The organism is Allobosea sp. P1_B10 (assembly GCF_056406735.1).
In genome coordinates, this window is the sequence record NZ_JBFTZP010000006.1 from 223,235 (window position 1) to 243,615 (window position 20,381).

The 20,381-nt window shown below is 67.9% G+C and carries 17 protein-coding genes; 13 read left to right on the plus strand and 4 right to left on the minus strand.

The features are described from left to right. Window positions 1–94: 94 nt before the first annotated feature. Both AC1D2L_RS15440 and AC1D2L_RS15445 read left to right on the plus strand, forming a co-directional pair. A complete protein-coding gene (locus AC1D2L_RS15440) occupies window positions 95–1,564 on the plus strand; it encodes an EAL domain-containing protein (RefSeq protein WP_476846764.1) in 1,470 nt (489 codons plus the stop codon). Window positions 1,565–1,685: 121 nt separating this feature from the next. After that, window positions 1,686–2,564 (plus strand): TIGR01459 family HAD-type hydrolase, encoded by an 879-nt coding sequence (locus AC1D2L_RS15445; protein ID WP_476846765.1) that lies wholly within the window; start codon window positions 1,686–1,688, stop codon window positions 2,562–2,564. Window positions 2,565–2,626: 62 nt separating this feature from the next. Here AC1D2L_RS15445 and AC1D2L_RS15450 read toward each other — a convergent pair whose 3' ends face one another. Next, a complete protein-coding gene (locus AC1D2L_RS15450; protein ID WP_476846785.1) occupies window positions 2,627–3,010 on the minus strand; it encodes a response regulator in 384 nt (127 codons plus the stop codon). 280 nt (window positions 3,011–3,290) lie between these two features. Here AC1D2L_RS15450 and AC1D2L_RS15455 point away from each other — a divergent pair, with 280 nt between their 5' ends. The 9 genes from AC1D2L_RS15455 (at window position 3,291) to mutL (ending at window position 15,398) form a co-directional block, all read left to right on the plus strand. Continuing rightward, window positions 3,291–3,737: a MaoC family dehydratase gene (locus AC1D2L_RS15455; RefSeq protein WP_476846766.1), complete on the plus strand. Its 447-nt coding sequence runs from the start codon at window positions 3,291–3,293 to the stop codon at window positions 3,735–3,737. Between the two features lie 90 nt (window positions 3,738–3,827). After that, on the plus strand, window positions 3,828–4,811 hold the full coding sequence (locus AC1D2L_RS15460) for a bifunctional riboflavin kinase/FAD synthetase (RefSeq protein ID WP_476846767.1): 984 nt from the start codon (window positions 3,828–3,830) through the stop codon (window positions 4,809–4,811). Window positions 4,812–5,027: 216 nt separating this feature from the next. Beyond that, complete coding sequence (gene ileS / locus AC1D2L_RS15465; protein WP_476846768.1) at window positions 5,028–8,027, plus strand: isoleucine--tRNA ligase; 3,000 nt, start codon at window positions 5,028–5,030, stop codon at window positions 8,025–8,027. Beyond that, complete coding sequence (gene lspA, locus AC1D2L_RS15470) at window positions 8,024–8,506, plus strand: signal peptidase II (RefSeq protein WP_476846769.1); 483 nt, start codon at window positions 8,024–8,026, stop codon at window positions 8,504–8,506. The genes ileS and lspA overlap by 4 nt, the downstream gene beginning before the upstream one ends. A gap of 74 nt (window positions 8,507–8,580) precedes the next feature. Further along, window positions 8,581–9,234, plus strand: a complete 654-nt coding sequence (locus AC1D2L_RS15475; protein WP_476846770.1) for a hypothetical protein — start codon at window positions 8,581–8,583, stop codon at window positions 9,232–9,234. A gap of 87 nt (window positions 9,235–9,321) precedes the next feature. After that, window positions 9,322–10,605 carry a M16 family metallopeptidase gene (locus AC1D2L_RS15480; protein WP_476846771.1) on the plus strand — a complete coding sequence of 428 codons (1,284 nt, stop codon included), beginning with the start codon at window positions 9,322–9,324 and terminating at the stop codon, window positions 10,603–10,605. A gap of 59 nt (window positions 10,606–10,664) precedes the next feature. Beyond that, window positions 10,665–11,960 (plus strand): M16 family metallopeptidase, encoded by a 1,296-nt coding sequence (locus AC1D2L_RS15485; RefSeq protein ID WP_476846772.1) that lies wholly within the window; start codon window positions 10,665–10,667, stop codon window positions 11,958–11,960. 156 nt (window positions 11,961–12,116) lie between these two features. Further along, a complete protein-coding gene (locus tag AC1D2L_RS15490) occupies window positions 12,117–13,439 on the plus strand; it encodes a glucose-6-phosphate isomerase (RefSeq protein ID WP_476846773.1) in 1,323 nt (440 codons plus the stop codon). A gap of 153 nt (window positions 13,440–13,592) precedes the next feature. Then, the gene (gene mutL, locus AC1D2L_RS15495) at window positions 13,593–15,398 is read left to right on the plus strand and encodes a DNA mismatch repair endonuclease MutL (protein ID WP_476846774.1); all 1,806 of its coding nucleotides are present in this window, start codon (window positions 13,593–13,595) and stop codon (window positions 15,396–15,398) included. A gap of 19 nt (window positions 15,399–15,417) precedes the next feature. On the opposite strand, the gene AC1D2L_RS15500 is transcribed toward mutL, so the two are convergent. Next, window positions 15,418–16,449, minus strand: coding sequence for an aldo/keto reductase (locus AC1D2L_RS15500; RefSeq protein WP_476846775.1), 1,032 nt, complete (start codon window positions 16,447–16,449; stop codon window positions 15,418–15,420). Window positions 16,450–16,572: 123 nt separating this feature from the next. On the opposite strand from AC1D2L_RS15500, the gene AC1D2L_RS15505 reads away from it, so the two are divergent. Next, the gene (locus AC1D2L_RS15505) at window positions 16,573–17,172 is read left to right on the plus strand and encodes a TetR/AcrR family transcriptional regulator (RefSeq protein WP_476846786.1); all 600 of its coding nucleotides are present in this window, start codon (window positions 16,573–16,575) and stop codon (window positions 17,170–17,172) included. A 79-nt stretch (window positions 17,173–17,251) separates the two neighbouring features. Beyond that, the gene (locus AC1D2L_RS15510; protein WP_476846776.1) at window positions 17,252–17,554 is read left to right on the plus strand and encodes a hypothetical protein; all 303 of its coding nucleotides are present in this window, start codon (window positions 17,252–17,254) and stop codon (window positions 17,552–17,554) included. 35 nt (window positions 17,555–17,589) lie between these two features. Here the strand turns inward: AC1D2L_RS15510 and rsmD are convergent, their stop codons facing one another. Continuing rightward, complete coding sequence (gene rsmD / locus AC1D2L_RS15515) at window positions 17,590–18,162, minus strand: 16S rRNA (guanine(966)-N(2))-methyltransferase RsmD (RefSeq protein WP_476846777.1); 573 nt, start codon at window positions 18,160–18,162, stop codon at window positions 17,590–17,592. Window positions 18,163–18,172: 10 nt separating this feature from the next. Further along, complete coding sequence (locus AC1D2L_RS15520; RefSeq protein WP_476846787.1) at window positions 18,173–19,855, minus strand: pseudouridine synthase; 1,683 nt, start codon at window positions 19,853–19,855, stop codon at window positions 18,173–18,175. Between the last annotated feature and the right edge of the window lie 526 nt (window positions 19,856–20,381).

The following is a 20,381-nucleotide window of genomic DNA, read 5'->3' on the forward strand; positions in this document are numbered from 1 at the left end:
TCCGTCCCACTCGCAACCCGCTGCGGGCGCGGCTACAACTGCGAAACGTCCCTGATTCGCTGATTCCATCCGATCAACTCAACGCGGCGCTGCCTTGGCTCGAACTCGCCTCAACGCCCTGCATCCACTCGCCGGCGCCGTCACCGGTTTGTGCGCGGGCGCGGTCGCGACCTTGCTGGTTCCGGGTGCGCTTGGTGCCGCGACAGGGCTTTTGCTCTGCGGTGCGGGGATCATCGGGACGGCGCGGGTTTTCGAGCGCAGGCTGATGGCGCAGCGCGAGCAGATCTTTGCGGGCCTCGGCGAGGTCAAGGTCAGGCTGGCGACCAATTCGATCCGGCTCGACAACCTCACCCACCGCATCGAGCAGTTGCCGATGCGCGAGCAGGACGCCGTGCCGGCGCGCGCCGCCATCAATGAACTGACCGCCGAGGTCGGACTGCTCGGCGATCTCATCCATCAGGTTGCGACGACCCTGGCCGATCACGACACGCAGATGGCTGCGTTCCAGTCGAGGCTGCCGGTGGTCGTGCCGCCTGCGCCTATGCTTGCGCCCGCGGTAGTGATCGATCCGGAAGCGGCTCGCCGTGCCCGTGCAGATGCCCTGGCCGCCGAGCGCGAGGAGGCTGCGCGCGCGGCTGAGCAGGCCGCCGCCGACGAACGCGCCGCGATCATCAGCATGGCGCTCTCGGCAGGCAAGGTCGAGGTTCACCTTCAGCCGATCGTTCAGCTGCCGCAGCGCCGGACACGCGGTTACGAGGCGCTGGTCCGGCTGCGGCTCGACGAGGCCACCCTGTTGCTGCCCGAGGATTTCCTGGGCGTCGTCGAGGAGCGAGGCTTCGGTCCGACGCTCGACGCATTGGTCCTGACGCGGGCCCTGGCGATCGCGCGCCATCTGGGCGCCAAGGAGGGCGGGCTCTTCGTCTCCTGCAATTTCAGCGCGGCGACCTGGGGGGCGTCCAAGGCGCTGGCGACTCTTTCGCGCATTCTCGACAAGTATCGCGAGCATGCAGGCCATCTCGTCATCGAGATGCCGCAGCGCGTCTTCCGCCTGCTCGATCCCACGAGCCTCGGCCTTCTCGGCGCGATGTCGGCGACCGGCGTGCGCTTTGCGCTCGACGAAGTCACCGACCTCCGTCTCGACCCCGTGGCCCTGTTCGATCGCGGCATCCGCTTCGCAAAGGTGCCCGCCGCCCTGCTCCAGGCGGAAATGTCCGGCGAGGCCTCGCTTGACATTGCGGCAGGCGACCTCGCGGCGATGCTGGCACGCGGCTCGATCGTCCTCGTCGCCGACGGGATCACCGACAATCCGACTGTCGCCGATATGATCGAGCTCGGCGTCAGCTTTGCGCAGGGGCTCGTGTTTTCGCCGCCACGGCCGGTCAAGCCAGAGGTCTTTGCCGAGCCTGAACCCGCCCCCGTTCCCGCTCCCATGGCCGAGCCGGTGCAGGTGCGCGCATCGGCGGAGGTGGTCGGCTACCCCGCGCCGGCCCCAGCCGCTGCGCCTGAGCCGCCGAAGCCGGAGCGCGTTCCGTTCCGCTCCGTGCTGCGTCGCGCGACCGCCTGAACCGGCCGGGCGCGCATCCGCGCCGCTGTTTTTGCGACGCCGGTCATCATGCAAACGTGAAAAGCGGTTCACCCTAGTGCCGGTCCTGCTCTAGAAGCAGGTATCGCAGCGCAGCGGAGTGATGAACGTCTTGCCGTCCTTGAACAGTGCCACCACCCAGCCCCTCACGGGCTTCTCCGAGATCTGCGGCCATTTCGATCTCTGCCTCTGCGATATCTGGGGTGTGGTCCATAACGGCGTCGCGGCTCATCCCGGAGCGGTGGCAGCCCTGCAGGCGATGCGCCAGCGTGGCGTTACGGTGGTGCTGGTGACGAACGCGCCGCGCCCCAATGCCGAGATCGAGCGCCAACTCGCCACGCTCAAAGTGCCGACCGACGCCTGGGACGCGATCATCACCTCGGGCGATGTCTGCCGCGCCTTGATTCAGGAGCGTGCCGCCCAGCCGGTCTTCATGCTCGGTCCGGACCGCGACCTGCCGCTGATCGCGGGGCTCGATGCGCCGCGCGTGAAGGCCGAGGACGCGGCCTATGTGCTCTGCACCGGCCTGTTCGATGACGAGCGCGAGACGGCGGAGGACTATGCCGGCCTGCTGTCCGGCTTTGCCGAACGCGGCCTGACCCTGATCTGCGCCAATCCGGACCTGGTGGTAGACCGCGGCGGCCGTATCGTGCCCTGCGCCGGCTCGGTCGCGCTCGCCTATGAGCAGATCGGGGGTAAGACGCTCTATGCGGGCAAGCCGCACGCGCCGATCTATGAGATGGCGCTCGCCACGGCCCAGACGGTGCGCGGCGGCGAGATCGCCAGAGACCGTATCTGCGCGATTGGCGATGCGATCCGCACCGATATCGCCGGCGCCAGCAGCTTTGGCGCGACGAGCATCATGGTGCTCGCCGGCATCCATGCGCAGGATCTGGTGGAGGCGTCATGGGAGGCGCGCCATGGCTGGTTCGCCGGGCAAAGCCATCGCCCCGATTACGCGCTGCCGGACCTGGTCTGGTAGTCGCGCCTCACCTAGCGGGGATCGCAGGAGCGCGTGCTTCCGCCACGAGGGGCAGGTGCCCCTCAGGCGGCGCAGACCGACTCGATCTTGGTCTTCAGCGTCTGCGCGTTGAACGGCTTGACGATGTAATTGTTCACGCCGGCCTTCTTGGCAGCGATGACGTTCTCAGTCTTCGATTCAGCAGTGACGATGATGAAGGGAGTCTCCGACAGGGCGTGCTCTTCACGCACCCGGCGCAGCAGCTCGAAGCCGGTCATCGGCTCCATGTTCCAGTCGGAGATCACCAGCCCATACTTCTTATCGCGCATCTTCGCGATCGCAGCCGAGCCGTCAGAGGCGTCGTCGACATTCTCGAAGCCGAGCTGCTTCAGAAGGTTGCGGATGATCCGGACCATCGTCTGGTAGTCGTCTACTACCAGGATGGGCATTGACGGGTCGAGAGCCATAGGTGTGCTCCAAGCAACAATGTCACGGCTCGGGACGAAACCCGCCGCGCCGCCGTCTTTTTGCAAGGCGGCCATGGGTTGTTTCTCCTAAACCTCCGATGTTTCAAAGCCGTTAATCTGATCTCCGAATGACGCACGGGAAGCCTGCAAGCCTGCGCTTCTTGCGGCACCGCACCAAAGTCGAATGGTCGCGGGGGCGCTCTCGTGACACTCTTTCGCAGATGCGAGATAAGGCGAGCGCCGCGCAGGCGCGGCCTCCGACTGCATCAAGGCGAGTACGATGATCAGCACTGCCCTCTACAAGGTTCATGCGTTCGAGGATCTGGCGATCGGCCAGAGCGAGAGCCTCATGCGGACCGTGGTGGAGCGCGACCTGTCGCTCTTCGCCGAGCTCTCGGGCGACGCCAACCCGATTCACCTCAGCGACGAGTTCGCCGCCGGCACCAAGTTCGGGCAGCGCATCGCGCATGGCATGTGGACGGCGAGCCTGGTTTCGGCGCTGCTCGGCACGCGCCTGCCGGGCCCGGGCGCGGTGTATCTCTCCCAGACGCTGACCTTCCTGGCTCCGGTACGGATCGGCGATGTCGTCTCGGCGCGCGTCGAAGTGGTGGAACTGGTCGAGGAGCGCCGCCGGGCGCGCCTGTTCTGCGAATGCCTCGTCGACGGCAAGGCGGTGCTGGAGGGCGATGCCTGGGTGGCGATGCCGCCTGCCAGGCCGAAGTCCTGACGGCAGCCCGGTCTTGACGCCGTCGGCGGGCTCGGGCCAAACACGGCCCGGACCCGGTCCTTCCCGCGGGCAATCGGACGTTTTCGCTCAATGACCTCCCACGCCGATGCGCCTGGCACCGACGCGCATGCAGCCTTCGTTGTCGATCCCGCCAAGCCGGTGCCCGACGCCTTGCGCGGAGCGGTGCTGGCGCTCGGAAATTTCGACGGGGTCCACCGTGGCCATGCCGAACTCGCGCGCGTCGCTGTCGAGATGGCGGCAGGGCAGGGCGGCAAGGTCGCGGCGCTGACCTTCGAGCCCCATCCGCGCAGCGTCTTCAAGCCCGACGAGCCGGTGTTCCGGTTGACCCCGCCGCAGGTCAAGATGGAACTGCTGGGGCAGGCCGGCCTGCCCCTGACCTTCGTGCTGCCCTTCGATCGCGAGATTGCCGCCATCGCGGCCGAGGCATTCGTCGACGGTCTCCTGTTGGAGAAGCTCGGGGCTGCCGGCCTGGTCTGCGGCTATGACTTCCATTTCGGCAAGGGCCGCACCGGCTCGCCGGAGACGTTGCAGGCAAGGGGGCAGGCTGCCGGCGTGCCCGTCAGGGTCGTGCCGCCCTATTCCTGGGCCGGAGAGCCCGTGTCCTCGACCCTGATCCGCACCGCGCTCGAGCAGGGCGACGTTGCCCGCGCCGCCCAATTCCTGGGGCGTCCCTGGTTCGTGCGCGGCGTGATCGCTCATGGCGACAAGCGCGGTCGCGAGCTCGGTTATCCCACAGCCAACATGCACCTCGCCCGCGATTGCCGCCTGCGCTACGGCATCTATGCGGTGCGCATGCGGATCGACGGGCGCTGGCGCGACGGCGTCGCGAGCTTCGGCAGCCGCCCGACCTTCGACGATGGTGCGCCCCGGCTGGAAACCTTCGTCTTCGATTTCGCGGGTGATCTCTATGGCAGGAAGGTCGACGTCGCGCTTGTGGCCTGGCTGCGCGGGGAGGCGAAATTCGACAGCCTCGAACCCCTGATCGCGCAGATGGATGCCGACAGCGCCCGGGCGCGCGACATCCTGCGCGACACGCCGCCCTTCCTTCCATAGGTCTCGCCTGCTAGAAGCCGCTTATGCACGTTCTTTGCGCCCCATCGCCCGCTCCCTTCCGGCGAATTACGGGCCCGGCTGCCGCCCCGCGCTAGACCAGCGCAGGCGCCGCGCAAGCCGGGGTGACGATTGCTTTCTCAAGTGTTTCACGGACGGACCCGCGCAGCGCCAGTTTGACATGGCCCGCTTGTCCGCATTGCCCGAGCCGGACCCAAGATGACCGACAATACTGCCGACAAGGCCGCCGCCGTCGACTATTCGCAGACGCTGTTCCTGCCGCAGACGGAGTTTCCGATGCGCGCCGGGCTTCCGCAGCGCGAACCCGAGCTCCTGGCGCGCTGGAAGACGATCGACCTCTACCGCAAGCTGCGGGCAGCAGCGAAGGGGCGCGACCGCTTCGTCCTGCATGACGGCCCTCCCTACGCGAACGGCAACATCCATATCGGCCACGCCCTCAACAAGGTGCTGAAGGACCTGGTCGTGCGCTCGCAGCAGATGCTGGGCCACGATTCGAACTACGTCCCGGGCTGGGACTGCCACGGCCTTCCGATCGAGTGGAAGATCGAGGAGCAGTACCGCGCCAAGGGCCTGAACAAGGACGACGTCCCGGTCGTCGAATTCCGCAAGGAATGCCGCGCCTTCGCCGAAAAATGGGTCGATATCCAGCGCGAGGAGTTCAAGCGTCTGGGCGTCGAGGGCGACTGGTCCGATCCCTACCTGACCATGGCCTATCCCGCCGAGGCGCAGATCGCCCGCGAGATCATGAAGTTCGCCGAGACGGCGCAGCTCTATCGTGGCTCCAAGCCGGTGATGTGGTCGGTCGTCGAGAGGACCGCGCTCGCCGAGGCCGAAGTCGAGTACGAGGAGCACGTCAGCGACACGGTGTTCGTGGCGTTCCCCGTGCTGGGGGAGGGGCCGCTTGCCGGCGCCTCGTTCGTGATCTGGACGACGACGCCCTGGACCATGCCGGGCAACCGCGCGATCTCCTTCCACAACAAGATCGGCTACGGCCTGTACCGCGTCACCGCGGCTGCCGAAAACAACTGGGCGAAGGTCGGCGCGACCTATGTCCTCGCCAAGAACCTCGCCGAAGGTGTCTTCAAGGCAGCCAAGGTCGAGGCGTTCGAGCTCGTCCGCGATGTCGACGCAGCGAGCCTGGCCGATGTGACCGCCGCCCATCCGCTGCGCGGCCAGGGCTATGACTTCGTCGTGCCGCTGCTCGACGGCGACCATGTCACCGACGAGGCCGGTACCGGCTTCGTCCACACCGCGCCCGGCCATGGCCGCGAGGACTTTGACATCTGGATGGCCAATGGCCGCCAGTTGCAGGCGCGCGGCATCGACACCCGCATCCCCTTCACAGTCGAGGCCGATGGCAGCTTCACCAAGGATGCGCCCGGTTTCGAGGGCAAGTTCGTCATCACCGACAAGGGTGAGAAGGGCGATGCCAATGACGCCGTGATCAAGGCGCTCGCCGCGACCGGCAACCTCGTCGCGCGTGGCCGCCTGAAGCACCAGTACCCGCATAGCTGGCGTTCGAAGAAGCCGGTGATCTTCCGCAACACGCCGCAATGGTTCATCGCCATGGACAAGGTGATCGGCGAGGCGCCTTCGCCCACCGGCATCGGCGAGATCACGGCCTCCGTCGGCGGCAACGCCGACACGCTGCGCAACCGCGCCTTGCAGGCGATCAAGAACACGCAATGGGTCCCCGCCGCCGGCGAAAACCGCATCAACGGCATGATCGCCAACCGGCCCGACTGGGTCGTGTCGCGCCAGCGCGCCTGGGGGGTGCCGATCACCGTCTTCGTCGAGAAGGCGACCAAGGCAATCCTGGTCGATGCAAAGGTGAACGCGGCCATCGCCGCGGCGTTCGAGCAGGAGGGCGCCGACGCCTGGTTCACCGACACCGACGGCGCCCGCTTCCTGACGCCGTTCGGCTATGATCCGGCGCTTTATGAGCGGGTCACCGACGTGCTCGACGTCTGGTTCGATTCCGGCTCGACCCACGCCTTCACGCTTGAGAAGCGCCCCGAGTTGCGCGCCCGTCGACGCGGCGACGGCGGCAATGATCGCGTGATGTATCTCGAAGGCTCCGACCAGCATCGCGGCTGGTTCCATTCGAGCCTGCTCGAAAGCTGCGGCACGCGCGGTCGCGCGCCCTACGACATCGTCCTCACCCACGGCTTCTGCCTGGACGAGAAGGGCGAGAAGATGTCGAAGTCGAAGGGCAACGTCACCGCCCCGCAGGACATCATCAAGGACAGCGGCGCCGACATTCTGCGCCTGTGGGTCGCGGCGGCGGACTATTCCGACGATCTGCGCATCGGCAAGGAGATCCTGAAGACCTTCGTCGAGACCTATCGCAAGCTGCGCAACACCACGCGCTGGATGCTCGGCACGCTCGCCCATTTCAGCCAGGACACCCGCGTCGCCGAGGTGCAGACCATGCCGGAGCTGGAGCGGCTGATGCTGCACCGGCTGGCCGAGATCGGTCCGCAGGTCGAGGAGGCCTATCGCACCTACGACTACAAGAAGGTCGTGAACCTGCTCTCGCAGTTCATGAACACCGAGCTCTCGGCCTTCTATTTCGACATCCGCAAAGACGCGCTCTATTGCGATCCGCTCTCCAGCCATGTCCGCAAGAGCGCGCTGACGGTCGTCGATCACCTGTTCCGCTGCCTTGCGACCTGGCTGGCGCCGATCCTGGTGTTCACCACCGAGGAAGCCTGGCTCGAGCGTTATCCCGACCAGAAGGCGCTCGACGGCTCCGTTCATCTCGAGCTGTTCGCACAGGCGCCCGAGGCCTGGCTCGACCCCGAGCTCGCCGAGCGCTGGAGCAAAGTCCGCCGCGTCCGTCGCGTCGTCACCGGCGCGCTGGAGCTGGAGCGTGCTGGCAAGCGCCTCGGCTCCTCGCTGGAGGCAGCTCCAAAAGTCTACATCTCCGATCCCGACCTGCATGCGGCGCTTTCGGGATTGGATCTCGCCGAGATCAGCATCACTTCGGGCATCCAGATCGTTGCGGGCGAGGGGCCGGCCGATGCGTTCCGCCTGGCCGACGTGCCCGGCGTCGCGGTTGTTTCCGCGCGCGCAGCTGGCGTGAAATGCGCGCGCTCCTGGAAGTATTTCGACCCGACTTCGGCTGATCCGGCCTATCCCGAGGTCACCCCCCGCGACGCAAAAGCCCTGCGCGAACTCGGGCAGCGTCAGCGATGACGCCAACCCGGCGCCTGGGCGTCTTCATAGCGGCGGCGGTGTTCCTGCTCGATCAGGCCAGCAAGCTCTGGCTGCTATTCGGGCTCGGGCTCGCCGAGAACGGGCCCTATGCGGTCGCGCCGTTCATGGACATCGTGCTCGCCTGGAATCGTGGCATCTCCTACGGGCTGTTCCAGCAGGGCACCGATATCGGGCGCTGGGCCCTGGTGGTGATTTCCTTCGTCGCAGCGGTCTGGCTGGCGCGCTGGATGTGGCGCGAGCCGCGCAGGCTCACTGTCGCCAGCCTCGCGCTGATCATCGGCGGCGCGCTCGGCAACGGGGTCGATCGCACCGTCTATGGCGCGGTGGTCGACTTCGTTCACCTGCACTATGCCGGGTTCAGCTGGTACATCTTCAACATCGCCGATGCCGCCATTGTTGTCGGCGTGGCGGCTCTGCTCTATGAGTCCTTTCGTTCTGGCGCGGACAAGCCGGCCTGATCGGCGCTTTGCCATCGTTTTGCCGCTGGTCTGATGTTGAGACAGGGATGAAGCATCCCCAAGGGAGATACGACATGGCTCATCGCATTCGTATGGCGCAGTGGCTGGTGAGCGGCGGCGTGTTGCTCGCCGCCTCCTCCGCCTCGGCCCAGGAAGGCGCGCTGTTCAAGAACCTCATGGAAGGTGTCTGGGGCGGCAAGGACAACAACATCGAATATCGCCAGCGCCCGCCGCTGGTGGTGCCGCCGGCCTCGACCCTGCCGCGTCCGCAGGAGGGTGCAGGCACGCGCAACGCCGCCTGGCCGAACGATCCGGACGTCGCCGCCCGGCGCGCCGCCAATCGCAATGCCCTGCTGCCCGCGACCCAGGCGGAGAAGTATCGCGAAAACCAGCGGCCGCTGCTGAGCCAGGAAGAGCTGCGTCGCGGTCGTCTGGCCGGGCAGGCAGTCGGCAACAAGGAATTCCAGACCTCGGCGACCTATGACGAGAACATCGGCCCGATCCGCATCGGGCGCGAGATGGCCGCGCGTCGTACCGAGGAATCCGCCAATCAGCTCGTTTATGGCACTGAGCCGGAGCGGAAATTCCTCTATGAGCCGCCTCCGGGCTACCGTCGTCCCGCTGGCTCCGCGCCGCTTGGTCCGGGCCGCGGAGCGCCGCGCGAGGACACGCAGGCCATTGGCCAGCGTGAATTCGTCGCCGGCCAGCCGATGCCGACCATTCAGTAGGACGCGCCGTCTGGCATGCGCCGGGGCATCGACCTATATGGGTGTGATGCTCCGACGCCAGATGACGGTCCCGCAATGACGATACACATGCCGCCCACGACCCGCCTGACCGCGCCAGTCGAGTCGTTCCAGCTTGGCAATGGCATGGATGTCGTTGTGGTTCCCGACCACCGCGCCCCGGTGGTCACCCATATGGTCTGGTACCGGAACGGGTCTGCCGACGATCCGGCAGCGAAATCGGGCATTGCGCATTTCCTCGAGCACCTGATGTTCAAGGGCACGGCGCGCTGGCCGGCAGGCGAGTTCTCCAAGATCGTCGCCGGCTTCGGCGGCCAGGAGAATGCCTTCACCTCCTTCGACTACACCGCCTATTTCCAGCGGGTGCCCAAGCAGCACCTGCGCGCGATGATGGACTATGAGGCCGACCGGATGACGGGCCTCGCGTTCGACGAGAGCGTCGTCGGTCCCGAGCGCGATGTCGTTCTCGAAGAGCGCAAGATGCGCGTCGATTCCGATCCTGCTTCCCAACTCGGCGAGGAGTTCTCTTCGGCCCTGTTCGTGCACCACCCCTACGGCACCCCGATCATCGGCTGGGAGCATGAGATCGAAGGTCTGAACCGCGACGACGCCTTCGCCTATTATCAGCGCTTCTACACGCCGGAGAACGCGATTCTAGTCGTGGCCGGCGATACCGACGCCGACGAGGTCCGTGCGCTTGCCGAGGCCACCTATGGCGCGATCCCTGCGCGCGGCGAGAAGCCGGTGCGCAAGCGCCCCGCCGAGCCCGATCCGCGCGCCTCGCGTCGCGTCTCGCTCAACGATCCGCGCGTCCAGCAGCCCTCGCTGCGACGCGGCTGGCTGACGCCGACCTATACCAGTGGCGACCGCGACGAGGTCTTCGCCCTCGAGATCGCAGCCGAGATCCTGGGTGGCGGCACCACATCGCGGCTCTATCGCAAGCTCTGCGTCGAGCAGGAACTCGCAGCGGGCGCCAACGCCTACTTCATGAGCTCGATGGTCGACCGCTCAGCCTTCCAGGTCTCTGCCAGCCCGCGCCCCGGCGTGGACATGGCGACCCTCGAGGCTGGCCTCGATGCGACGCTGGCGGCCTTCCTTGCCGATGGTCCCACCGAGATCGAAATGACCCGGGCCAAGACGCATCTTGTCGCCGAGACGGTGTTCTCGCGTGACAGCCAGGCCTCGCTCGCCCGGATCTTCGGCGCCTCGCTGGCTGTCGGCGAAACCGTCGAGGACGTGTTGTCCTGGCCGGACCGGATCGAAACGGTGTCGCGCGATGCGGTTGTCGCCGCCGTCCGTCGCTATCTCAGGCCCGACCGCTCGGTCACAGGCCTCTTGCTCCCGGCAGCCTGACCGGCCGCTCCTTTCCTTCAACAGGGCGGGACGCCAGCGTCCCGCCATCAGGAAGCGACATGAACGCGCCCATCTCTCCCGTTTTGCCGGCAGCGGCCGGCCCTTCCGTCACCGTGCAGAAGGTGCGCTCGGCTGCCGGCGTCGAGGCCTGGCTGGTCGAGGAGCACAGCCTGCCGCTGATCGCGGTCGACTTCGCCTTCGATGGCGGCGCCACGCGCGACCCCGAGAACAGGGCCGGCAGCGCCTATCTGATCTCCGGGCTGCTCGACGAGGGCGCCGGTGATCTCGATGCCGAGGCCTTCCAGGGCCGCATGGCCGACCACGCGATCAGCCTCGGCTTCGATGCGCGCCGCGACGATTTCCACGGCCATCTCCAGACGCTGTCGCGGCATCGCGATACCGCCTTCGACCTGCTTGCACTGGCGGTCAACGCGCCGCGCTTCGACGCGGATGCAGTCGCTCGCGTCAAGGCGCAGATCGTCGCCGGGCTCCAGCGCCAGGCTCAGAACCCCGATACGCTGTGCCGCAATGCGCTCTACGCCGCCGCCTTCCCCGGTCACCCCTATGGCCGCCCCGAGAAGGGCGATGTCGATTCGGTCTCCCGGCTCGAGGCTGATGGCCTGCGCGAGCAGAGCCGCGGGCTGCTCAGCCGGGGCGGGCTCAAGATTGTCGTCGTCGGCGATATCACCGCCGAGGAGCTGTCCCAACGGCTTGACGAACTCTTCGGCGCCTTGCCTGCGGGGCAGGCGAGGGCGTTGCCGCGTGAACCCGCGCCGATCCAGGGCCTGGGCCAGACCCATGTCATCGACCTCGACGTACCCCAGACCGTGCTGCGGTTCGTCGGTCCCGGCCTGATGCGCCATGACCCCGATTTCATCACCGCCAGCGTCCTGAACCATATCCTCGGTGGCTCAGCCTTCACCTCGCGGCTGTTCCTCGAAGTGCGCGAGAAGCGCGGCCTGGCTTACGGTGTCTCGTCCAGCCTCCTGCCGATGCGCGAAAGCGCCATGCTGATCGGCGGCACGGCCACCCGCAACGATCGCGCGGCGGAGTCCATGACGGTCATCCGCGAGGAAATGGCCAAGCTCGCCAGCGAAGGCCCGACCGAGACCGAGGTCGAGGAGGCCAAGCGCTACATCATCGGCTCCTATCCCCTGCGCTTCGATACCTCGCCCAAGATCGCAGCGGAACTCCTGAGCCTCGCGACCAACGGTTTCGAGCCGGAATTCCTCAGCGAGCGCAATCGCCTCTTCGCCGAGGTCACGCTGGCTGACGTCAAGCGCGTGGCGGAGCGCCTGTTCGGCGATCCCAAGCTGCTGGTGCAGGCCGTCGGCCGCCCCGTCGGCCTGGCGTGACGGTGTCATCCGCATCGTCATTGCGAGCGAAGCGACGCAATACAGGGGCCGCAGCGCTCCAGGACCTGGATTGCTTCGCTTCGCTCGCAATGACGGTTAGGCTCGCGAGGTCCGCTTTGACCTTTCGTGATCGAAACAAATTCTGAAGGCTGTCCCATGCTCAAGCAAAGCTTCGATCTCGCCCTGGAGTCAGGCGTCGGCAAGGGTGGCATTCCCGACGCCGCCTTTGAGAAGGCGCTGGCAGATCTCGCCCCCGCGCTGGCAAGGCTGAAGGCGCAGGCCGCCGACCATTCGCTTCCCCTGCTCGGCCTGCCCTCGGATACCGCCGACCTCGCTCCCGTCCATGCCGCCGCCAAGCGCCTGAAGCAGGGCGCGACAGACATCCTGGTGCTCGGCACGGGCGGTTCCAGCCTCGGCGGCCAGACACTGGCGCAGCTCGCCGGCTACGGCATTTCGGGGCTGTCGCAGTTCATGCCCGAGCCGCGTGTCCACTTCATCGACAATCTGGACCCGCAGACCTATGCCGGCCTGCTCGCCAAGCTGCCGCTCAAGACCACCAAGTTCATCGCCATCTCGAAGTCGGGCGGCACCGGCGAGACCCTGCTGCAAAGCATCGCCGCGATCACCGCGATGCGCGCAGCCCATCTCAGCGATGCCGAGATCGGCGAGCGTTTCCAGGGACTGTCGGAGCCGGCCGTGGCCGGCAAGCTGCACCCCTTGCGCGCGCTGCTCGAGCCCTTCGGCACACCGTTCCTGGAGCATCATACCGGTGTCGGCGGCCGCTACTCCGTCCTGACCAATTGTGGCCTGCTCCCGGCGGCGATCCTCGGTCTCGACATCGAGGCGCTGCGCGGCGGCGCGGCCCGGGCGCTCGCCCCTGTCCTGGCAGGAAAGACCGTGCGCGAGACGCCGGCCGCGCTGGGCGCGGCACTGCATCTGGCCGCGATGCGCTCCGGCAAGAACATCGCGGTGGTGATGCCCTACGCCGACAAGCTCGCCCTTCTGACGCGCTGGTGGATGCAGCTCTGGGCCGAAAGCCTCGGCAAGGACGGGCAGGGTACGCAACCCGTGGGGGCGCTTGGCCCGGTCGACCAGCATTCGCAGCAGCAGCTCTACCTCGCCGGGCCCAAGGACAAGTTCTTCACGGTCCTCACAGTCGGCGCCAAGGGCAAGGGCCCCGCGATCGATGCGACCCTCGCTGTGCAGATCGGCCAGGCCGATTTCGCCGGCAAGACGATCGGCGATCTCGTCGCGGCGCAGGGCGTGGCGATGATCGACACCTTCGCCAAGAATGGCTGCTCGGTGCGCCGCTTCCATATCGAGGAGATCAACGAGGCCGTGCATGGCGAAGTACTGATGCACTTCATGCTGGAGACCATCCTGACCGGCTACGCCATGGGCGTGGATCCATTCGACCAGCCTGCGGTGGAGGAGGCAAAGCTCCTCGCCAAGCGGTATCTTGCCGAAGGGCGCAGCTGAGTCGACGCTTGGCCAAGGGGCGCGTCATGGTCGGGCCTGACCCGACCATCTCGTAGACCAGAGTTTGTCCTGCAACAGATTCTCGGGTCTACGCTTCGCTCCGCCCGAGAATGACGGACGCTTTGTCTGCGACTGAAAAGAGCGCCTGGAACCATGACCGTCCGCCGCCTCGATCCCGTTCTCGTCGATCGCATCGCCGCTGGCGAGGTCATCGAGCGGCCGGCTGCTGCCGTGAAGGAATTGATCGAGAACGCGATTGATGCCGGTGCGCGCGCGATTGCCGTCACCATCGCGGCCGGCGGGCGCGAACTCATCCGCGTCGTCGATAATGGCGCCGGCATGACGCCGGAGGATCTCGCGCTTTCGGTCGAGCGCCACGCCACCTCGAAGCTGCCCGATGGCGATCTCTTCGCGATCAACTCGCTCGGCTTTCGCGGCGAGGCCCTGCCTTCGATCGGCTCGGTCGCGCGGCTTTCCATCGCGACGCGCCGGCATGATGCGGCGCAGGGTGTCGGGCTCGTCGTCGAGGCCGGCGAGAAGGGCGTTGTCCGGCCCGTCGCCGCCGCCTTCGGCACGCGCATCGAGGTCAGCGATCTCTTTGCCTTCACGCCGGCACGGCTGAAGTTCCTGAAGAGCGACCGCGCGGAGGCGCAGGCCGTCTCCGAGATGCTGCGGCGCCACGCCATCGCCCATCCCGCGATCCGCTTCACCCTGGAGGGCGAGCACGTCACCGGCTTCGACTGGCCCGCCGAAACCCTGGGCGAGGATGGCCAGCTGCGCCGTCTCGCCCGCGCACTCGGCCGCGATTTTCCGGAGAACGCACTACGCCTGCAAGCGGAGCGCGAGGGGTTCCGGATCGGTGGCTTCGCCGGCTTGCCGACTTTCCACCGCGGCACCTCGGCCGGGGTGCATCTGGCAGTCAACGGACGCCCGGTGCGTGACAAGCTGTTGCTCTCGGCGGTGCGCGGCGCCTATGCCGACGTCGTGCCCTCCGACCGCCACCCGGTACTCTATCTCGACGTGACCTGCGAACCGCGCCTCGTCGACGTCAACGTGCATCCGGCCAAGAGCGAGGTGCGTTTCCGCGATCCCTCCCTGGTACGTGGCCTCGTGGTCTCCGGCCTGAAGGGCGCGCTCGCGGAAGCCGGCCACCGCGCCACAACCACCGGCGGCGCGCGCACGCTCGAGGCGTTTCGCGCGGTCCTCTCCGGTGGCGGTGGTGGCACATCGATACCGCGCCCCCAGTTCGGCAACATCGCGTCGTGGGCAGCGCCCACGCAGACCTTCCGGGAGCCGCCGCAGGCGGGCTTCGCCGATTTCGCCGCGCCCTCGGCCGATGCGCGCGCCCATGCCGCCGAGCCCACGCCCGATGCGCTCGATCGCCCGCTTGGTGCGGCGCGCGCACAGGTTCACGAGACCTATATCGTCGCCCAGACGCGCGAGGGCATGGTCATCGTCGACCAGCACGCCGCCCATGAGCGCCTCGTCTATGAGCGCCTGAAGGCCGAACGCGAGCGCTCGGGCATCGCCCGCCAGCCGCTCTTGCTGCCCGAGGTGGTCGAGCTCGATCCGGTCGACGCCGACAGGCTGATCACGGCTGCCGAGGAACTGGAAACGCTGGGCTTGCGGCTGGAATCCTTCGGGCCCGGCGCGGTGCTGGTGCGCGAGGCGCCAAGCCAACTCGCCGGTGGCAACCTGCAGAAGCTGGTGCGCGATGTCGCCGATGCGCTGGCCGAGCATGGCACCGCCGGCTCGCTGGAGCGCCGGCTCGACCATGTTCTGGCGACGATGGCCTGTCATAATTCGGTGCGCGCCGGTCGACGCCTGCGGCCCGAGGAAATGGACGCGCTGCTGCGCGAGATGGAAGTCACGCCCAATTCCGGCCAGTGCAACCATGGCCGCCCGACCTATGTCGAGCTCAAGCTGAGCGACATCGAAAAGCTGTTCGGGCGGCGCTGACGCGCCGCCCGACATCATCTCAGGCAGCGCTGCGCTGTACGTCCGGGCGGCGGCGCAGATGCGCTTGCGTGATCGCAGGCGGCTGGTAGTCGGCGTCATTCACAGCGAGATTGATGCCGGGCGGTACGATCTGGTCGATACGATCCAGGATCTCGTCGCTCAGCCGAACCTCCCGCGCGGCGAGCAGGTCGTCGAGATGCTGCATCGTGCGCGGCCCCAGAATGCAGGACGTCACGCCGGGATGAGCGATGGCGAATGCCAGCGCCATATGCGTCAGGGGCAGACCAGCCTCCTGCGCCAGCGGTATCAGTTGCTCGACGGCGTCCAGGCTTCGCTCGTCGGACAATTGCCGCGGAAAGTATTTGGCCCGTGGCGTGTCCGGCAGCGCCTGGCCCTTGCGGTAGCGGCCAGTGAGCATCCCCTTCGACAGCGGGCTCCAGACCATCGCGCCCATGCCATAGCGCTCGCAGGTTGGCAGGACCTCGCGTTCGATGCCGCGGTCCAGGATCGAGTAGGGCGGCTGTTCGGCGCGGAAGCGTGCGAGGCCACGCCGCTCGGACACCCATTGCGCCTCGACGACCTCGGAGACCGGAAAGGTCGACGAGCCGATGGCGCGCAGTTTGCCGGCGCGGATCAGGTCGGTCAGGGCCGAAAGCGTCTCCTCGACATCGGTATCGGGGGAGGGGCGATGCACCAGGAAGAGGTCGATATGATCGGTGCCGAGCCGACGCAGCGAATCCTCGACGGCCCGGGTCAGCCAGCGCCGCGAATTCCCGCGCATATTGGGATCATCGCCCATCGGCTGGTGCGCCTTGGTCGAGAGGACGATGGAGTCCCGCCGTGCCTTGATGGCCTTGCCGACGATCTCCTCGGATTCACCACGGCTGTAGGCATCGGCGGTGTCGATGAAGTTGATGCCGGCGTCGAGCGCCTTGTGGATGATGCGGATGCAGTCGCCATGGTCGGGATTACCGATTTTGCCGAACATCATGGCGCCGAGACAATAGGGGCTCACCTTGATGCCGGTCCGGCCGAGATTGCGGTAGTTCATGGCGTGTCTCCTCACCGTGTCGTGGGAAAAGCGTTGCGGCCAACGATCCGTGTGTCATTGTAGATGGAACGTTGATCCGTTTATACGGAACGTTGTTCCACTTAGACAAGAGGGAATCCGACAATTCGCGATTCGACGGAGGATGGCGCCGGGAACGGCCGCGCTGAGCGCCCTGTGCGGGCCGATGCGCGCAAGAACATCGACGCGCTGCTGCAGGCGGCATCCGAGGTCTTCGCATCGTCGGGCGTCGATGCGCCGGTGCGCGAGATCGCAGGCAAAGCCGGCGTCGGGCTTGGGACGCTCTACCGCCACTTCCCGCAGCGCTCTGATCTGATCGTCGCGATCATGCGTCGTGAGATGGACGCCTGCGCGGATGCTGCCGAGTTCCTCAGGGCTGAGCGCCCGCCGGCAGAGGCGGTGTCGGACTGGATGCAGCGCTTTGTCGATCTGGTGTCCGCCAAGCGTGGCCTGGCGGCGGCATTGCATTCCGGCGATCCCGCTTATGAACAGCTGCCGGCCTATTTCGAGCAGCGCCTGCGCCCTGCTCTCCGCATGCTGCTCGACCGTGCCATCGCCGCCGACGAGATCCGGGCCGATGTCGAGATCGACGACCTGATCGGTGCCGTGGCGAGCCTGTGCATGTCCGCGCAGGGCGAGGACGGGTTGAAGCGGGCCCGGCGCATGGTCGCGCTTCTGGTCGATGGCCTGCGCCACAGGGTTTGAAACGCCGGCGCCCTCGGTAAGGCCAGGGAACCCCGCTCGCCGGCCTGACGTTACTCCAGCTCAGCTGGAGGGATCAGACATGAAGACGCATCTGCTGACGGCCGCGATCGTGATGCTCGTTTCTGTGGGGCAGGTTCAGGCGCAGACGGCTTCGCCGCCGACCGAAGGGTCGAGCGCAGGTTCCGGCGCAACCGGCATGGCTCCGCAGCAGGGCACCGGCTCGGGCGCCACTCAGTCGGCACCCCACGCCAACCGCGCCGAGCCCGGGCATGCCGGTACACCCCAGGACAGCAAGAACAATCGCGAGTTCGGACGCGATACGCAGCCGACCGGGCAATCCATGGAACAGAGCGCGCCGGCTGGTGCGAAGACGACAAACTGAGTGTCGTCCTCGCTCGCTGATCGCGAAGAGGCGGCTCAGCCGGCGTCCTGGCCGGCTCGCAGGATCAGCACCTGCGTATCGCCATAGTCGCGGCGTTCCAGCAGCGCGAAGCCGCCGGGCAGCGTGACCTCGACATCGCCGGCCTCTTCGAGCACGACGAGCGCCTGCGGCTCAAGCCAGCCGCCCTCGCGCGCGGAGACGAGCGCCTTCTCCCCTAGTCCCTTGCGATAGGGCGGGTCGCAGAACACCAGCCCGAACGGCGCCATGGGGCCGATAGGGCCGAGCTTGGTCGCATCGCGGCGGAAAACACGACTGTGCCCCGCGACGCCGAACGCCATCTGGTTTTCGCGGATCAGTCCGCGCGCCTCGGTTCCGTCATCGACCAGGAGCGCAAAGACCGCGCCTCGCGACAGGGCCTCGAACGCCATGGCGCCTGTCCCGGCAAAGAGATCGAGCACGCGGACGCCCTCGGTCACATCGTCATAGGCATGTGCGAGCACGTTGAAGAGCGACTCGCGCAGCCGGTCCGAGGTCGGGCGAATGCTCCCGATCCCCGGCTTGGGACCGACCAATGGCCGGCCCCCGAGGCGTCCGCCAACGATACGCATCGGCTAGGACTCAGTCACGCTTGCCACGCGGCGCGCCACCGGGGCGACCACCGCCGCCACCAGGCCTGCCGCCGCCACCCGGACGACCACCGCCACCGCCGCCTGGCCGGCCACCGAAGGGCTTGCCACCACCCGGCTTGCCGCCACCGCCCGGCTTGCCACCGAACGAGCGGCCGGGACCAGCACTGCGGCCTGCAGGCCGTTCACTCGAGCGCGCCGCATAGCTCTTGGGAGCACCGCCCGGCTTGTCGCCGAAGCTGCGGCCGCGCGGGCGTTCCTCGCCGGAGCGCGGCGGGAAGCTGCGTGCAGGGCGCTCGCCGCCCTCACGCGGGGCGCGCTCGGGCCGGTCGCTGCGCGGTCCGGCATCCTGCCAGGGCCGATCGCCACCGCGATCGCGCTCGCCGGCATCGTCACGTGGGCGACGGACCGGGCGCTCGCTGCGTGCGGGCCGTTCATCGCGCGTCCGCGCCGGCTGGGCGTCGGCCCTGCCACGCTCGCTGCGCGGCAGGCGGTCGGGCCTGCGCTTGGGATTGACGCCGTCGCGTGCGGGGCGCTCCTCGCGCGCAGAACTGCTGACGCGCTCGACCAGCACACGCCGGCCATTGGGATCCTCGATCGCCTTGTCGCGCCGACGGATGAGCTCGCCGGAGGCCTCGCGGGTCTGGCGCTCGATCTTGGGGTCGGCTCCGCGACGCGGCGGGGCCTTGCGCTCGCGCTGCGGCTCGGCCTCGGCATCGCGCCAGGTGGTGCGCTTCCAGGGCTTTTCGCTGCGGTCGTCCTGCGAGGGCGTGCGCACGACGTCGCTGCCGGGGCGCTCGCGCTCTCCCTCTGCAGTGCGACGGCGCGGACGGTCGTCGCCGCTGGGAGCGCGGCGGGCGTCGGCGCGCTCGGCCTTGATGACGTTCTCGAGTTCGTCGCGACGCGGTGCGTCGAGATCGACGCCGGCCTTGGCGATCAGCTCGGTGCCGAGCTGGTCCCTGAGCACGCGGGTGCGGATCTCGTCGACCTCGCCCTCGGGCAGGTCGCCGAGCTGGAACGGTCCGAACGAGACCCGGATCAGCCGGTTCACATCGAGGCCGAGATGCTCGAGGACCGTCTTGACCTCGCGGTTCTTGCCTTCTCGCAGGTCGACCGTCAGCCAGGTGTTGGCGCCCTGCTGCCGCTCGAACCGGGCGACGATCGGGCCATAGGCGATGCCCTCGATGGTGACGCCGTCGCGCAGCGTGTCGAGCCTGTCCTGCGTGACCTGCCCGAAGGCCCGCACGCGGTAGCGCCTGAGCCAGCCGGTTTCCGGCAGCTCGAGCATGCGCGCCAGGCCGCCATCATTGGTCAGCAGCAGCAGGCCTTCGGTGTTGATGTCGAGGCGGCCGATCGAGAGCACGCGCGGCAGATCCTCGGGCAGCGCGTCGAAAACGGTCGAGCGTCCTTCGGGATCATGGTTGGTCGTCACCAGCCCGCGGGGCTTGTGATAGAGCCACATCCGCGTGCGCTCGCGCTCCGGCAAGGGCTCGCCATCGACCAGCACGACATCGGCGGGGCCGACATCGAGCGCGGGGCTTTCGATCACCGCGCCGTTCACCTTGACGCGGCCTTCCAGGATCATCGCTTCGCAGTCGCGGCGCGAGGCGACGCCGGCGCGCGCCATCACCTTGGCAATGCGCTCGGGCTCCTGGATCAGAGACGGCAGGATCACGGCTGCCGTGGCTGCATCCTCCTCGCGGGGACGGTGCGGCCGGTCGAAACGCTTGCCGCCATCGCGCGACGGACGGCTTGAGCTGCGCTCGCCCTCAGGCCGGGCGCGGAACGGGGGACGCTCGCCACCTTCGGGACGGGCGCGGAACGGACGGTCACCACCCTCGCGGGGAGGCCGGCTGGAACTGCGCTCGCCGCCCTCGGGACGGGCACGGAAGGGGCGGTCACCACCTTCGGGACGGGCGCGGAATGGCCGATCGCCGCCCTCGCGAGGCGGCCGGCTGGAACTGCGCTCGCCGCCTTCGGGGCGTGCACGGAAGGGGCGTTCGCCGCCCTCTGGCCGGGCGCGGAACGGACGCTCACCGCCTTCGCGCGGCGGGCGCGGGGCGCCGTCACGTGCGCCGGCGGGCTTGTCGAAGCTTCTGGCGCGCTCGCCGCCTTCGGGGCGAGCGCGGAAGGGCTTGCGGTCGCCGCCGCCGCTCGGGGCGCCCGGACGCGAGGGGCCACGGCCGCCATAGCCGCCGCCG

Bases quoted from the DNA above. Each gene is read 5' to 3' on its own strand.
- AC1D2L_RS15445 (WP_476846765.1), top strand. From the start codon at position 1,686: ATGAACGTCTTGCCGTCCTTGAACAGTGCCACCACCCAGCCCCTCACG.
- AC1D2L_RS15450 (WP_476846785.1), bottom strand. From the start codon at position 3,010: ATGGCTCTCGACCCGTCAATGCCCATCCTGGTAGTAGACGACTACCAG.
- AC1D2L_RS15455 (WP_476846766.1), top strand. From the start codon at position 3,291: ATGATCAGCACTGCCCTCTACAAGGTTCATGCGTTCGAGGATCTGGCG.
- AC1D2L_RS15460 (WP_476846767.1), top strand. From the start codon at position 3,828: ATGACCTCCCACGCCGATGCGCCTGGCACCGACGCGCATGCAGCCTTC.
- ileS (WP_476846768.1), top strand. From the start codon at position 5,028: ATGACCGACAATACTGCCGACAAGGCCGCCGCCGTCGACTATTCGCAG.
- lspA (WP_476846769.1), top strand. From the start codon at position 8,024: ATGACGCCAACCCGGCGCCTGGGCGTCTTCATAGCGGCGGCGGTGTTC.
- AC1D2L_RS15475 (WP_476846770.1), top strand. From the start codon at position 8,581: ATGGCTCATCGCATTCGTATGGCGCAGTGGCTGGTGAGCGGCGGCGTG.
- AC1D2L_RS15480 (WP_476846771.1), top strand. From the start codon at position 9,322: ATGCCGCCCACGACCCGCCTGACCGCGCCAGTCGAGTCGTTCCAGCTT.
- AC1D2L_RS15485 (WP_476846772.1), top strand. From the start codon at position 10,665: ATGAACGCGCCCATCTCTCCCGTTTTGCCGGCAGCGGCCGGCCCTTCC.
- AC1D2L_RS15490 (WP_476846773.1), top strand. From the start codon at position 12,117: ATGCTCAAGCAAAGCTTCGATCTCGCCCTGGAGTCAGGCGTCGGCAAG.
- mutL (WP_476846774.1), top strand. From the start codon at position 13,593: ATGACCGTCCGCCGCCTCGATCCCGTTCTCGTCGATCGCATCGCCGCT.
- AC1D2L_RS15500 (WP_476846775.1), bottom strand. From the start codon at position 16,449: ATGAACTACCGCAATCTCGGCCGGACCGGCATCAAGGTGAGCCCCTAT.
- AC1D2L_RS15510 (WP_476846776.1), top strand. From the start codon at position 17,252: ATGAAGACGCATCTGCTGACGGCCGCGATCGTGATGCTCGTTTCTGTG.
- rsmD (WP_476846777.1), bottom strand. From the start codon at position 18,162: ATGCGTATCGTTGGCGGACGCCTCGGGGGCCGGCCATTGGTCGGTCCC.